This window comes from Spirosoma daeguense (genome assembly GCF_054776875.1).
This window is the reverse complement of the sequence record NZ_BAAHBF010000001.1, coordinates 965,180-980,333: the sequence shown is the minus strand read 5'-3', so window position 1 is coordinate 980,333 and position 15,154 is coordinate 965,180. Positions and strand designations below refer to the sequence as shown.

General features: G+C 47.5%; 10 protein-coding genes. 4 read left to right on the top strand and 6 right to left on the bottom strand.

Features of this window, described 5'->3' with window-relative positions; all coding sequences use genetic code 11:
- Positions 1–33: 33 nt before the first annotated feature.
- From ACYVD4_RS03760 to ACYVD4_RS03745, 4 genes are all read right to left on the bottom strand, one after another.
- Positions 34–1,218, bottom strand: coding sequence for a DUF4350 domain-containing protein (locus tag ACYVD4_RS03760; RefSeq protein ID WP_460942541.1), 1,185 nt, complete (start codon positions 1,216–1,218; stop codon positions 34–36).
- Between the two features lie 14 nt (positions 1,219–1,232).
- A complete protein-coding gene (locus ACYVD4_RS03755) occupies positions 1,233–1,994 on the bottom strand; it encodes a DUF4129 domain-containing protein (RefSeq protein ID WP_460942539.1) in 762 nt (253 codons plus the stop codon).
- Positions 1,995–2,055: 61 nt separating this feature from the next.
- Positions 2,056–2,970 (bottom strand): hypothetical protein, encoded by a 915-nt coding sequence (locus ACYVD4_RS03750; RefSeq protein ID WP_460942537.1) that lies wholly within the window; start codon positions 2,968–2,970, stop codon positions 2,056–2,058.
- On the bottom strand, positions 2,967–3,926 hold the full coding sequence (locus tag ACYVD4_RS03745; RefSeq protein WP_460942535.1) for a stage II sporulation protein M: 960 nt from the start codon (positions 3,924–3,926) through the stop codon (positions 2,967–2,969). Before ACYVD4_RS03745 ends, ACYVD4_RS03750 begins: the two co-directional genes overlap by 4 nt.
- A gap of 214 nt (positions 3,927–4,140) precedes the next feature.
- Here ACYVD4_RS03745 and ACYVD4_RS03740 point away from each other — a divergent pair, with 214 nt between their 5' ends.
- The 4 genes from ACYVD4_RS03740 to ACYVD4_RS03725 all read left to right on the top strand — a co-directional run bounded on the left by ACYVD4_RS03740 (position 4,141) and on the right by ACYVD4_RS03725 (position 8,823).
- Positions 4,141–4,836, top strand: coding sequence for an RDD family protein (locus ACYVD4_RS03740; RefSeq protein ID WP_460942533.1), 696 nt, complete (start codon positions 4,141–4,143; stop codon positions 4,834–4,836).
- 81 nt (positions 4,837–4,917) lie between these two features.
- The gene (locus ACYVD4_RS03735; protein ID WP_460942531.1) at positions 4,918–6,111 is read left to right on the top strand and encodes a M20 metallopeptidase family protein; all 1,194 of its coding nucleotides are present in this window, start codon (positions 4,918–4,920) and stop codon (positions 6,109–6,111) included.
- A 204-nt stretch (positions 6,112–6,315) separates the two neighbouring features.
- Positions 6,316–6,954: a gluconate 2-dehydrogenase subunit 3 family protein gene (locus tag ACYVD4_RS03730; protein ID WP_460942529.1), complete on the top strand. Its 639-nt coding sequence runs from the start codon at positions 6,316–6,318 to the stop codon at positions 6,952–6,954.
- A gap of 147 nt (positions 6,955–7,101) precedes the next feature.
- Entirely contained in the window at positions 7,102–8,823 is a 1,722-nt protein-coding gene (locus tag ACYVD4_RS03725; RefSeq protein WP_460942527.1) for a GMC oxidoreductase, read from the top strand.
- 258 nt (positions 8,824–9,081) lie between these two features.
- On the opposite strand, the gene ACYVD4_RS03720 is transcribed toward ACYVD4_RS03725, so the two are convergent.
- Together ACYVD4_RS03720 and nfi are read right to left on the bottom strand one after the other, a co-directional pair.
- Complete coding sequence (locus tag ACYVD4_RS03720) at positions 9,082–14,259, bottom strand: putative Ig domain-containing protein (protein ID WP_460942525.1); 5,178 nt, start codon at positions 14,257–14,259, stop codon at positions 9,082–9,084.
- Between the two features lie 203 nt (positions 14,260–14,462).
- Positions 14,463–15,146 carry a deoxyribonuclease V gene (gene nfi, locus ACYVD4_RS03715; RefSeq protein ID WP_460942523.1) on the bottom strand — a complete coding sequence of 228 codons (684 nt, stop codon included), beginning with the start codon at positions 15,144–15,146 and terminating at the stop codon, positions 14,463–14,465.
- Between the last annotated feature and the right edge of the window lie 8 nt (positions 15,147–15,154).

The following is a 15,154-nucleotide window of genomic DNA, read 5'->3' as shown; positions in this document are numbered from 1 at the left end:
ACCGCATTTAATCCAGACTAATTGAGTCAAGCATCAAACTCCGGTTTTAAATTTCTCAATAGCTCGATTAAGCGTTAATAAATCAAATTCAGACAGCGAAATACTTTTTTGGGCGTTACGTAGCAGGCGTATCAGGTCCGAGGCTTCATCGAGTGATACGCCACTTTTATGGGCTAAAGTTTCGGTAAATTCTTTATCTAGCACATTCGTATTCAGATTATACCGTTCGCGCAGATCGGCCAGAAAGTAGTGGATTTTCTTACGAGCCAGATTATCATGATTGCCCTGATGAAAATACATTCGGCCAACAGTTTTTACAAAATCAAGCGACATATTATTGGGCGGTTCAACCACCGGAATGATACGTTGCGTTCGCTTCCCCGCGAAGATGGCGTATAAAATGAGTCCAAAAATAATCAGGTAATACGCCCAGTTCAGGGCAGGTTGTGAACGAATATATCGGAAAATTGACTGCTGATCCTCATCGAAACGCCCTTGTTTCTGATACTCGTCCCAATAAGTTGGCAATGCTGGCAGATACGAAAGTGCTTTGAAGGCGTAGTCAGACGTTTTGTTATCGAGTACGTAGTAATTTGTGAAAGCCAATGGTAGATTATGGATAAAAAACTGCCCCTTACCGTATTGAATACGTATAAAAATCGGCTCTTTACGAGCGTTACGTCCAAGCACGGTAATACGTTCCGGCTTCTTAATAACGAGGAAATTGCGGCCATCATCATGGCGGAAATTATAGCCGCTCGCTTTTCGCAACTGCGGATTAACAAAGTACTGACGTAGCGTTGTGTCGGCTTTAGTGGGTTCTTGCAAATCGGTTTTAAAGCCAAGTGCAATGCCCAGCGAGTCGGGGAGGTCGTAGGCTGAAATAAAGACGTTGTTTCCTCGTAGAACGTAAGGTAACAGTTTTTTCAGGTCGGGAGCTTCGGCATTAAATTCCTGACAGATGAATACGTAATTGCTAGGTGTTGTTAGTTTGGTTTCTGATAGAAAATTGTAAATCGGTAAGCGAGTCGTTTGAATAGGCGCTTGCTGCATTACGTCGGGCAACAGTTCGAATAAAGCCTGCGTTCCAAACGGAATTTTATCATCGTTTTGGTACGTTGGGCTCCAGTTAATCGGCTTCGGACGATAATATTCAACCAGAATATAGGTCGTTATCGTCGCGAGCAAAATCAGTAAATATTTATTCGGTTTTGGCAACGTAGCAAAGCGGTTTACAGCGTGGAGTTTACAGATTTTGATCTCATTGGCAAACTAAACTGCCTGAACTGAGCCTGAATTATACCAAATTGTGATGCATTGATTGGGAAATCTCCGTACCAAACAACTTCAAACTGGCGGGTTAGCTGCTCAAAATCAGCCTGAATGGATAAACTAGCTAACTCACTAACGTATTGACGATTCGTTTTATCTGGCTTGTAGTCAATTTTACCGGCGTCGTTCAGGTGTTTAAGCGTTTGCAGATAAAGTAAGCGCACGGCCAATCGGAAATTATGTGCCGTTATGGCTTCTTCAATGGCCGTATTAAAATCGATTTCATGAATATTCTCGATCAGATTTTCATAATTCAAATCACGTGATTGAGCTTTTTTTGGAAAGAGAAAGCCGATTGCTTCAGCTTTAATAAGTAAATAAATGGCGAGTGCACCAATGGCTGCCAGAAATACATATTGCCAGAAATATACGTAAGCCGTGCTGTTCAAAAACTCGGAAAACTTCCGGATCAGCCAGGTAAAGAAACGAGCTAGCGGGTTTTCGGGCGGTGGTGTATCGTTGCCATACTGATAATCGTGATCGGTTTGTAAACTGCTTAGATGATCGGAGTCTGGATAGCGTATGCGTAAAGGAGCCTTATCGTCCAGACCAGAAATTACCGTACTGGATATAGGCTTCTGCTGGGCGCTTACATACGTATAATCCCCAGTCGACAAGGCTACAATGATCCCAAACAGAATAGATAAGCGTTTTATCGGCAAGTTTGTAATGGTTTGATAAACCGTTGATTATGTCGAAAAATAGCGACAAATGTTATGGGTGCTAATAATCACCTTCGTCCATGGCGCGAGGTTGAGTTGGAGTAGTGCCGATGCTGTCAATGGCCGATAGTAACCCCCTGCCTTCCTGCTGCTCAACAAGATTGGTGTATTGAAAACCAATCGCGATGTAAATCAAGGCACGTAGTAATGTGCTGCCAACAGTGCTGATCACACTCCCCAGAACAAGCCAGATTCCCAAACCATCGGGCAGGAGCTTAAGGCTCGCTAAAAAACCAATAACACCCGCCGGAATGGTAAACAGCAAGCCTAGAATCCCCGATATGATTCCCATCACGAAAATCAACCCAAACGTAGACCACCATTTATCCCGAATTAAAGTAAAACAACGATTCCATGTTTGGCCGAAGTCAGTGCCTTCAAATGACGTAACAACCAGCCCCAGTGATAACACAATAGCTACGTAAATGCCCGGAATAATAAAAAACAAGGCTGCAACGCCTGCAACAATTGAGCTAAGGATGCTGATAATAATTCCACGGCCAAGAACGGGCTGCATTTCTTCCCAAACTTCAGTCACCGAAATATCGACAACACCGTTGAGCGGTTCTGGAGAACCGGGGCTGGTTTTTCGGGCATATACGCGCATGTGGGCGTAAGTAGCCAGATTAACTGCCAAAACTGCCAGCAAACTAAACAGAATAGTTAAGCCAAAGGCAGGCGAAAAAAACGTTTGAAACATCTGAATAAATTTCTCATCAGCTTCAGCCTCCGGCCCCATTCTTCCCAAATCGAACATGTTCGATTGCATCAATCCTGTAGCAATGCCCGCAATGAGTGCCACCGGGCCAACAATATAAAGCAGGCTTATCCCCAGACTACGGAAGTTTTGCGATACGTATTGAAACGTTACGTTGATTTTATTGCCAAAATCACGTTGTTCAAATAGTTTAATCATGCGTTTATGTTACGGTTTAGTTGAATAGGATAGAACACAAAATACCAGCCAATGAAAGCGGCCGAAACTAAAATAATGCTGCCGCTGACCAACGGAGGCAAGGTTAGGCGGGTAACGAAACTTTCGAGAAAACCGGCCGTAATAAATATAGGAACAAGGCCTATAGAAATTTTTAGCCCCTGTTTTATACCGCGTTTAAAAGACCCCAGTCGGGAATACGTACCCGGAAACAACAGGCTGTTACCAACTGTCAGGCCAGCACATCCGGCAATAACAATCGCTGAAATTTCGAGCGTACCATGAATCCATATTTTCAGAACTGACTCCAATAATAAACCCCGCTCGTAGAAAAAATACTGAAACGACCCCAACATCACCCCATTATAGAAGAGCATGGCAATGGTTCCGAAAGAGGCAAATAAGCCAAGTATAAACGTTCGAAAAGCGACGAAAATGTTGTTGAGCGTAATCTGAATAAACATTAGCGACTGATCGCGGCTGTTATAGACACCAAGTGGATCACCTTTTTCGATGTTTTCGAGGGTCATATTTACGTAGCCATCGCCCAGAATCAGCCGTACAAACGTACTGTCGTGTGCTGCCGATACTGCGCCCAGAATGCAGGCTGTCAAAAAAATGATTGTCGATAGGGCGAGCATTGGATGCGATTGTTTGAACAACAGCGGCAGTTCGTATTTCCAGAACGTAACGAAGCGGTTTCGTTCTTCGCGTTGGTTTTGCATAAGCCCCCGGTGGGCCTGAGCGGTGAGGCCGTTCAGGTAGCGCGTTACGTTCGATTCGGGGTAAAACGTACGGGCGTAGGACAGATCGTCGGTTAATTCGATAAATCGGTCGGTCAGGTCGTCGGGGTCGGGTTGGCTACCCCTATGAGCGAGAACCTCTTCAATGGCTTTCCATTTGTCGGTATTTTGTTTTACGAAAAGAGCTTCGCGCATAAATAAAACTAGCTGGCATCAGGAATATGCTCAAATTAGCGAAGTTAGGGGATGTGACCAAACCACTACGTATTTTCTACGAAAAGTTTTGCTGAACCAAGCATACTTCCGACTTTTGATAAATGGCTCTCTATCAAGAATTGATCTGAGAGCCATCGCTTATACACTTGACTACAACCGTAACCAACTGTCGATTTTCTGATTAACGCTTCGTATGCCTATTGCTATTCGCACCTCTCAGAACGTATTACTGGAATATGAACCGGCTAGCATTGGCGAACGTATTCTGGCCATACTGATTGATTACCTCGTGTTTTTGGGCTGGTTTTTATTAACAGTTGCCATTCCGGCAGGCATGGGAATCACGCCCGGTACGTTCTATATTGTGGTGGTTTTGCTCCCACTCATGTTTTACCATCTGCTTTGCGAATCGTTGCTCAACGGGCGTAGTCTGGGTAAAATAGCATTGGGTATTCGGGTGGTTATGCTCGATGGTTCTTCGCCTACATTAGGTGCTTATTTGATAAGATGGGTGCTACGACTTATCGAATCGATCAGTTTTATGGGTGGACTTATTCCCATCATCACCGTCGCTATTAACGGCAAAGGGCAGCGGTTGGGCGACATTGCTGCCGGTACTACGGTGGTGCGGCTTAAACCTGCTGTTTCGTTGCACGATGTGCAGATGCCTGTTATGCCTGAACACTACGTAGTACAATTTCCCGACGTTCATCTGTTAAATGACCGCGATATTACGATTATACGTAGCGTACTACGTCAGGGCGATGAAAGCGTATTGATGCGCACCGCTATTAAAATTAAAGACGTAACAGGTATTCAGAGTACACTCTCAAATCGGGCGTTTCTGGAAACGGTTATCAGCGATTATCAGTTTATATCAACAACGTAATACGGACGTTGGTTGGGCCAAGCTCTGTTTGACCCATTTAACCGATTATGAAGGGCCAAACAGAGCTTGGCCCGGCCTATCATGCTCGATTCCATTAAATCACTTGCCCGGCAATACGCAGCCGACATTGTAGAGACTCGTCGACATCTGCATATGCATCCTGAACTTTCGTTTCAGGAACGTAACACAGCCCGTTTTGTCGCTGATCAGCTCAAAGCTATTGGTATTACACCGCAGGAAGGTATTGCTGATACGGGTTTAGTGGCCCTGATCGAAGGCCGTAAAAGCGGAGACGTAGCATCCCGAGTGGTTGGTTTGCGGGCCGATATGGACGCACTTCCTATTCACGAAGCTAATGATGTTCCGTACAAATCAACTGTCGATGGTGTGATGCACGCTTGCGGCCACGATGTGCATACGGCGAGTTTATTAGGTGTTGCCCGTATTTTACACGTACTGCGCGACCAGTTCGATGGTACGGTAAAGCTGGTGTTTCAGCCGGGCGAAGAAAAAGCACCGGGCGGAGCATCGATGATGATTAAAGAAGGCGTACTGGAAAACCCGGCTCCTGCCAGTATGATCGGGCAGCACGTAGCACCAAACATTCCGGTTGGTAAAATCGGCTTCCGCGAAGGCATGTACATGGCAAGTACCGATGAGCTGTACCTGACCGTTCGCGGTAAAGGTGGCCATGCTGCCATGCCCGATAATCTGGTTGATCCGGTATTGATTGCTTCACATATTATTGTTGCATTGCAGCAGGTTATCAGTCGAAACCGGCCGCCTGCCAGTCCGTCCGTATTATCATTTGGGCGTTTTATTGCTGATGGCGTAACGAACGTGATTCCCAATGAAGTTACAATTCAGGGAACGTTCCGGTGTATGAATGAAGAATGGCGGGCCGAAGGTAAAAAACGAATGGTGAAACTGGCCGAAGGTATGGCCGAAGCGATGGGTGGCTCCTGTGAATTTCAGATTGTACACGGATACCCGTACCTGAAAAACCACCCCGAACTGACACGAAGAGTACGATCTCAGGCGGTAGAATATATGGGTGCCGATAACGTAGTGGATCTCGACTTATGGATGGCTGGTGAAGATTTCGCCTTCTACTCGCAGGTTGTAGATTCCTGTTTTTATCGGCTTGGTACACGTAACGAAGCGCGGGGCATTATTTCGGGTGTTCACACGCCTACGTTCGATATTGATGAAGCGGCACTGGAAACTGGCGCTGGTCTGATGAGCTGGCTGGCTGTTCAAGAGTTGAAAAGCTAGCAGATATTATACAGTCTATCTTCTTCAAACTCAGCTACTGATACGTCAGTAACTGAGTTTTTAATTTTTTAATGATTGTCATTGTTCTAAATAAAGCGTTTTCTCAAAACTGTATCCTCAAATAGCACAAACCATTCCCCGGATTTTATACATTTGTAATTCCTTACTTCGTTCTATTTGAAAGATTAATTTTCTCGAAAACCTATGAATAGAAGAGACGCCCTCATGCGGGTGGCTGCACTGGCAGGCGCAACCATAACGCTGCCCGCACTGGCCGATACGCTCGAGGCATCGGCCGCTCGACGTGCCCTTACCGGTAAACCGGTCTTCTTTACGCCCGATCAGGATGCTACCATTGCTGAACTGGCGGAAACGATCATTCCGGCGACAAAAACACCCGGTGCCAAAGCTGCGAAGGTGAATGAACTTATTGATATTCTGGTGAAGGATTGCTACAAGCCAGAAGATCAGAAACGTTTTGTTGAAGGCTTAGCGCAAACGAACAAGCTCAGTCAAGATGCATACGGGAAAGCGTTTGTTCAGCTCGATCCTGCCCAACGTATTGAGGTGGTGAAAAAGCTCGAAGCCGACGATAAAGAACGTAGAGCTGAGATGGCCTCTACAAAAGCCGTTACAAAGGTGGAGAACTCGCAGGCCGATCTGCAAATGCCCGACGCCAAGAAAAAATATACTCCGTTCTTTTCGATGTTGAAAGACATGACACTAACGGGCTATTTTACGTCTGAAGTTGGCGCAACACAGGCGCTCGAATACGTAGCCGTTCCGGGTCGTTACGATGGCTGTGTACCACTCAAACCCGGTCAGAAAGCCTGGGCAATCTAAGAAAGTTATAAAGTTGAAACGTTAAAGAGTTATATGGTTGTAAAGTTATAGGGTTATGAAGTTCTTCAGAATAATAACCCTACAGCACTATAGCCCTGCAACTTTATAACTATACAACTCTATAACCCTATAACTCTACTTACTAGAATGAACCTTAATATAGACGCACAAAAAGATATGACCTACGACGCCATTGTCGTTGGGTCTGGTATTTCCGGGGGGTGGGCCGCTAAGGAGCTAACTCAGAAAGGGTTGAGAGTGCTCATGCTTGAGCGCGGACGCGATATTAAACACATTGAAGGATACGTAACAGCCACGAATAATCCCTGGGATTTCCCGCACCGTGGTCGGGTTACTACGTTAGCCGCCGAAGAATATTGGGCTAATATGCGTACTGGTTATACCGCTAATGAAGAGTGGCGGCACCATTTCGAGAATGATAAAGAAAACCCTTACCTCGAAAAACCAAATCGTAAGGTAGACTGGATTCGCGGTTACCACGTAGGTGGTCGGTCGCTGATGTGGGGTCGTCAGAGCTACCGTTGGAACAAAGAAGATTTCATGGCCAACGGAAAAGAAGGTATTGGTGTCGATTGGCCGATACGTTACGAAGATCTGGCTCCCTGGTACACCCATGCCGAAACGTTTGTGGGTGTTTCGGGAAATAAAGATGGCATCGACGTACTGCCTGATGGAAACTTCTTGCCTCCCATGCAGCTCAACTGTCTGGAGAAAGAAGCGAAGAAACGTATTGAAAAAGCGTTTCCGAAGAGGCTTGTAACCATTGGTCGTACGGCACACTTGACCCAGCCCAAACAATTGCACTACGATCTGGGTCGGGCGGCTTGCCAGTTCCGTAACCAGTGTATGCGTGGTTGCCCATATGGTGCTTACTTCAGCACGCAAGCTGCTACGTTGCCGGCGGCTATGAAAACGGGTAAACTGACGCTACGTCCTGATTCCATCGTATCGGAAGTGATTTATGATGAGAAAAAAGGAAAAGCTACTGGCGTTCGGGTTATTGACCAGAATACCAAAGAAGTGCGCGAGTATTTCGCCCGGCTTATCTTCCTCAATGCGTCGGCTTTTGCCAGTACGTCTATCCTGATGAATTCGAAGTCGAGCCGGTTCCCGAATGGCATGGGTAACGATTCGGATCAGCTTGGCCGTAATATCATGGACCACCATCTGGCTGCCGGGGCTTCTGGCTCATTCGACGGTATGGAAGATCAGTATTACTACGGGCGTCGGGCTAATGGGGTTTATATTCCTCGTTACCGCAACTGGAACGGCGATAAGCGCGATTACGTGCGTGGCTTTGGTTATCAGGGGGGCGCTGGTCGTGGAGGCTGGAACCGGGGTAATGGTATGGCCGGTTTCGGTGCTGATTTCAAAGAAAGCTTAACCACTCCCGGTCCATGGACAATGAGCTTGGGTGGTTTTGGCGAAATGATTGCTGATCCAAACAACCGCATGACACTTTCTGATCAGAAAGATAAATGGGGGCTTCCCATCATTTTATTCGATGCCGCTTACGGCGAAAATGAGAAAAAAATGCGGGTCGATATGATGAACGACGCTGCCGAAATGCTGGAAGCGGCTGGTTTTAAAAACGTAACGGCCTATAACGATACCACCAAAAATCCGGGTATCGGTATTCACGAAATGGGCACCGCTCGTATGGGTCGTGATCCCAAAACGTCGGTCCTGAATTCGCATAACCAGATTCACGCAGTGAAGAACGTATTTAATACGGATGGTGCCTGTATGACATCGGCTTCCTGCGTTAACCCGTCGCTGACCTACATGGCGTTAACCGCGCGTGCTGCTGATTTCGCTGTGAAGGAAATGAAAAAAGGTAATCTGTAAGAATTCTTGTTTATAACCTGAGCAAGAATCTCCTATGTGAGTAATGACAACCCTAAACGATAAAGCGGTGCTGAGATTTTTCTCAGCACCGCTTTATCGTTTAGGGGCAAACTAACTGTAAGAGTAGTTGTTAGATATCGTTTGGGTTCTCGCCGTATAAATGAGAAACCTCCTGTTCTATGATCACCAAACCACAAAACAGGAGGTTATCACTTGTGTCGTCAGCTCCAAATTCGAGACGACTCCATTGCTAGATAATTAATTCACAACCAACTTCAGGCGGCTGTTGGCTAGATGAATTATCCGACCTGTTGTGCTTAGGTTTACTCGTTGCGCATTACCTGTGTAACCTACTGGTAATGTTACCACATGATTGACCGTCACTATGTCTGTGTTCACTGGTAAGCGACCGCACGACCACACTGTTACGTCGTTCCAGTTACCTGCTTTCACCGTCACCATATTCACGCAGGACGTAGTGTTATTCACCGTAATCTGGAACGTAGTAGATGCGGACAACCCACCCGGATCAGTCGCTGTTACAGTAATTGTGAACGGCGAGCCAACCGTTGTAGAAGGCGTTCCACTGATGGTTGATGGTGCCGTAAAGCTTAGCCCGGTTGGTAACCCAATCACATTTAGTGTAAGGCCGTTCGGCGTTTCTGCATCGTTGAAAACTCCAGCCGGAATAGTCATAGCAAAAGCCTGATTAACCGGGGCTGTCCGATTGCCAATCGAGCCTATTACAACGGGTGACGTATTAGGCACAGGACGTACCGTTAACTGAAACGTAGTAGAAACCGATAAATTTCCCGGATCGGTAGCGACCACCGTAACGGTGAATGGCGAACCAACGGTGGTTGATGGTGTTCCCGAAATCGTAGATGGAGCTGTGAAGTTAAGCCCGGCTGGTAAGCCACTCACAGATAAGACAAGGTTACCGGGTGTTTGCGCATCGGTAAACGTAGCGGCTGGAATGGCGAAACTGTATGCTTGTCCGACTGTAGCCGTTTGCGAACCAATGGGTTGTGCTACCGTTGGAGCCGTATTTGGCGGAGGTGCCACAGTAAGTTGGAACGTCGTCGATACGGATAAACTACCGGGGTCAGTGGCTACAACCGTCACCGTAAACGGCGATCCTACTGTAGTTGATGGTGTTCCCGAAATGGTAGCTGGTGCCGTGAAGCTTAGTCCGGCTGGTAAGCCACTCACACTAAACGTGAGTCCCGAAGGTGTCTCCGTATCTGTAAAGGTTCCCGCTGGTATTGCGAAACTATAAGCGACTCCCAACGTAGCAGTCTGCGAGCCAATAGGATTTACGACTGTAGGTGCTGTATTCGGCGGAGGTAAAATGGTCAACTGGAACGTAGTAGAAACTGACAGGCTTCCCGGATCAGTTGCTACTACCGTGACAGTAAAGGGCGAACCAACCGTAGTTGAGGGCGTACCGCTAATGGTTGCTGGAGCCGTGAAGCTCAGACCAGCAGGTAAGCCGCTTACATTAAGTGTTAAACCCGATGGCGTCTCTGTGTCTGTAAAGGTTCCTGCTGGTATAACAAAGCTATATACTACTCCAAACGTAGCACTTTGCGGACCGATCGGTTGCGCTACGGTTGGAGCCGTATTCGGTGGTGGAGCAATTGTGAGTTGGAACGTAGTAGAAACTGACAAACTACCCGGATCAGTCGCTACAACCGTTATCGAAAATGGAGAGCCAACGGTTGTGGAAGGTGTACCGCTGATGGTTGAAGGGGCGGTAAAGCTCAGACCAGCAGGCAGTCCACTCACACTTAGCATTAAGCTCGAAGGTGTTTCGGTATCGGTGAACGTATTAGCTGGAATAGAGAAGCTGTAAGCGACTCCCTGCGTAGCACTTTGCGAACCGATTACATTAGCTACCGTCGGAGCCGTATTCGCCTGATCTACTGTAACGCTTACCGTAGCCGAAATTGTCTGAGTCGTCGGGGTTGTTACGTCACTCACCGTTACAGTGAACGTCTGTATACCCGCTGCCAAACCCGATACTGTAGCCGTATTTCCGCTTGGTGTAATCGCACCCGGCCCGGCGAAGGTATAACTATAGGGTGTTGTTCCGCCCGATACTGTTGCCGACAGCGTTGTGGTGCCTGTGGTTAGTATAGTTGTTGGGTTTGCCGTCAGTGTCAGCGCTAGGGGTGCAGCAACTGCTGGAAAATTAAAACGGGCAACGCTTGGGTCGTGGTCACTCAATTGATCCAGAAACTCGGCGTTAAGGTGTACTGCATCATACGCATCGAGTTTGCTATTCATATAATTGCTGGCCAGAATGTAGTCAAGTGCTTGAGCGTTACCATCAAACGTATACGTATAGCGTTCCTCGGCCGGTAGCGTCTCAATAAGATTTGTCAGAACGGCTGTGCCGCCGTTGGCATTACCTTTCAGGTATTGAAGTGCCGGTAAAAACTGGAACTCATTGAAATCGCCCGCTAAAACGATATTCGTGTTTGGATTAACAGCCAATAACTGATCCACAAAATCATTTACCACTTTGGCCTGCTCCTCCCGCCGAGCCTGTTCTTCTTGCACAGGTGGCTGGAATCGCTGCGATAATGCGCCACTTCCTCCGCGCGAAGAAAAGTGGTTAACAATCAGGTAAATAGGCTGCCCATTGAATATAAGCTCACCAACAAGTGGTTTACGTGTGGCGGTAAAGTCATCGCCAGGATAGCTATCGACTTCACTAGGGTTAGGGTCTAATAGTCGGCCGGGGCTGGACGAAATGCGGGGCTGACCGCCTACGTCACTTACTGTAGTATTGATGGCTGGGCCACCACCGGGCCGATCTACAAACTGTACCCGTGCCGGATTGAACAGAATACCGACCCGGATGTTACCTCCTGCCTGACCGCCATCCTGCCCGTTGACAGGGTTAATCTGACGGTACTCATAGGTTGGGCCACCCACAGCTGTAATGGCTGCAATCAGCCGGTTTAACGTTGTTGATGCATCAACGGTACCATCATTGGTTGCTCCGTTATTGTCCTGAATTTCTTCGAGGGCCAGAATATCGGGAGAGCCTAAGCTATTTTTTATCCCCGCAGCCAGACCATCATATTTTGCCTGAGGTTCGTTACCCGCCAGATTTTCAACGTTAAACGAAGCAACGGTTAACTGGTTGGTAGTTGGTAGTAGGCTGGTTGTTTCTTTGGTGAGCGGAACGTTTGCTGCCGAAACAGTAGGAGCTATAGTCGGTAAAATTTCGTAGCTCTGGAAGTCGTAGTTCACAACGCCGACAATGGTATTGAGCAACGTACCGATGTTCTCATTAGGTGTATTGCCATTACCATAAATTACGTCGTCGATCTGGATACGTTCCGGGTTAAAATCGCTGTTGGTGATGGCGCTGTTAATATCAGTCGTATTGGCTCCACTGATGGTAAGCGTACCTCGGGAGTTCAGCCCGGTAGCTCCTGCTCCTTTGTCCGCAATCACATATATTTCACCAAAATTGTTGCGGAAACTGGTTGTAACCGGATTGTTGATTTGAACCCGCATGCCTTCGAGCGTTTCAAAGAAATCCAGACCATCCTCTGCCGGGTCGAATACCGAAAGCTCTACATCGCCACTGACCGGAAAGTCATTGCTAATTACATTCGTTGGCATCCGTCGACCTGCGCCAGCCTGTGCTGTCATGACGATGGGTTCGGGCAACGCATTATTGGTTGAAATGACCGTAACGGTAGGGCTGGTAATCTGGGTGATGCTGAGATTCTGCACAGCGCCCCGGAATTCCTGTACAATGCCATTTACGGTTATTGCTTCGCCAACCGTGCGGCTTGGGACTGAACTGGTAAATACGAAAATTCCTTCCGACGTATTATCGTCGCCATCTGGATTGGGGTCCTGAATCCAGAAACCATTGTTACGTATCGCGGTTACAATGCCCGGTACATTGTTTACCGTTGTTCCGACCAATGGCGAAATATGCCCATTACCCTGAATTGTGTGAATGCGGGTAGGTGGTGCTACGTCGTTATCGGTAATGGTAGCGGTTGCGGTGGCCGTACCCAGATTATAGGCGACGCCACCAGTTAATGTAAGGCTTACTGTCTCGGTGGCTTCAACCAGCGCATCGTCAACTGGAGTTAGGGTTATATCTACCGAAGACTGACTGGCAGGTATCGTTATGGTTCCCGTGAGTGTTGGTGTGTAATCTACTCCATTTGTAGCCGTTCCGCCGACGGTGTACGTTACGTTAAGCGGATTCGTTACGTCACCGGTGCGGCTAACTGTAAAAACAATAGGATCAGAATTCTCTTCAGCGCCCGTAGCATCAGTAGCCGTAATTGACACGACAGGAATGGCTGGATCGGTAACCTGCCCACTGACGGCCACAGAAGCCGACAATGTGCTGGATGCTGTATTGGTAATGGTTCCGTTAAAAGCGCCCAAAGGCGCTGTGTTGGCGATTCGGGCGTAGACTTCCTGCGATAAAGAGCCTGACGTTGGTGTAAATACTAAAGGCGTTGTGCTGAACGTAGTACCATCGGCGCTCAGCTCAATATCTGTTGTCGCCGAAACAGAAACGGGGTCGGTGAGATTTCCTCCTGTTAATGTATAACTCTGAGATGCGGAAGCGGTGCCCTGAATGGTAGAGAAACCGTTTAAGGCTCCTGGATTTGCCGCGAGTGTGTATGAGCTACTGGTCACGCTTTCCCAGGTTGTGCCAACACGAATGAAATCAGCCGTTACCGAATAGGCATTGCTGCCCTGACGAAGGCCAATCCGGGCAATGGAACTGGCATCTGCGCCTGTTGTTGCCGAATAGGTCGCGCTGGTGGTTGGGGGCTCGCTACCACCTAATGTTGGACTTACGTAGAGCGAAATAATGTCGTTGGTTGTACCACTAACAAAGGTGTACTTGATAACGACAAAATAGGTCGTGTTATAGCTTAATACAGTGGGGGTTGCATAACTAGTCGTACTGCCCGCCCGGTTTACGCCAATCTGAAAACCACCGCCACTTGCCTTTATGACGAGCCGACCGCTAAAATCCGTACCTGACGTAGGGTTCATGAAGTGAAAGAAATAATCTTCCGTAGCACTGGCCGTACTGACATTGATCAGCATAGAAGCATACACGCTTTCACTGTTGATCGTTGCACTAATTGGGCGGTTGGCATCTTCACGTGACCCGCTGCCGCCTGATACAACCACAGCTCCTCCGGTAGTTACAAGACCTGGAAACGTTAGGTTTGAGGCCGTTACCGATAAACCGCTCATTCCTGCGGCACTGTGTGCTGACCATGAGCTCGGACTGGTAGCCAGCGCATAAGGCAGCGTTGTTGCATTAAAATCCTCCGTTACTAACGGATTCTGTGCTTTGCCAGTGAGAGAGAGAAAAAACGGGACACATAGAAGCCATAACAGCTTAGCTGCGGGTAGTCGTAGAAGCATAGAAGTGTAATTTGAGCGTTTACAAATCTACTGAAAAGCAACTCATTAGCCGCAATCTTTTAACTTCCTTATACTAATTGTGTAATTTATTCTTTAAAACGTTCTTTAACGATATATAATAATTTAATTCTTACATTTTTGGTATATTAAATGATGTTTATTGATTACTAGTGAATGTTTTTGTAACTATAAATAAATAAAAACTACAAACTACTTTCCCGACGTAGCGCGTTCACCAGATTATGCGCCCGACGTGTGGGTTCTGGAATTCGGTAGTTTCCATGACAACGTAGCGTCAGGTCAATAGTGGTTGCCAGATCAATGAGATGGCCGGGCGACACGTAAACAGGATTTACTTTATTTTTGGTACGTAGTGCTGCACCAATCACATCACCGTAGTGACGCATCGGTGTCCATGAACCTCGTTCGGGAGCAGGCTCGTCGTATTTGCCGACTAATACTGATTTGCCGCAACCGAATGTTGGGCGATTGAGAAACAGGCCAGCGTGTGAGGCAATGCCAATCCGGCGTGGGTGCGCTGTGCCGTGGCCATCGAACATCACTACGTCGGGTTCGGTTTTCAATTGCTGCCATGCCTGTAACAAGGAAGGAATTTCACGAAACGACAATAGACCCGGAATGTAGGGGAACGTAGCGGTACTGACAACGCCCGATTCCTCGATGGTTTCGAGCGTTTCCAGATCCAGCACAACAATACCGGCGTAAACCGTTTCCTCAAATTTATTGAACGAAATATCGCAACCGGCAATGGTTCTGGGCGGGTTCGCGAGCGGTTCGATACGTATTTGCGAACGTAACGTTTGCTGGAGCGCGACGGCTTCGGCGGGTGTTACGTTCCAGTCGTGGAGGGGCTGATAGTTGGCCATGCGTCAAT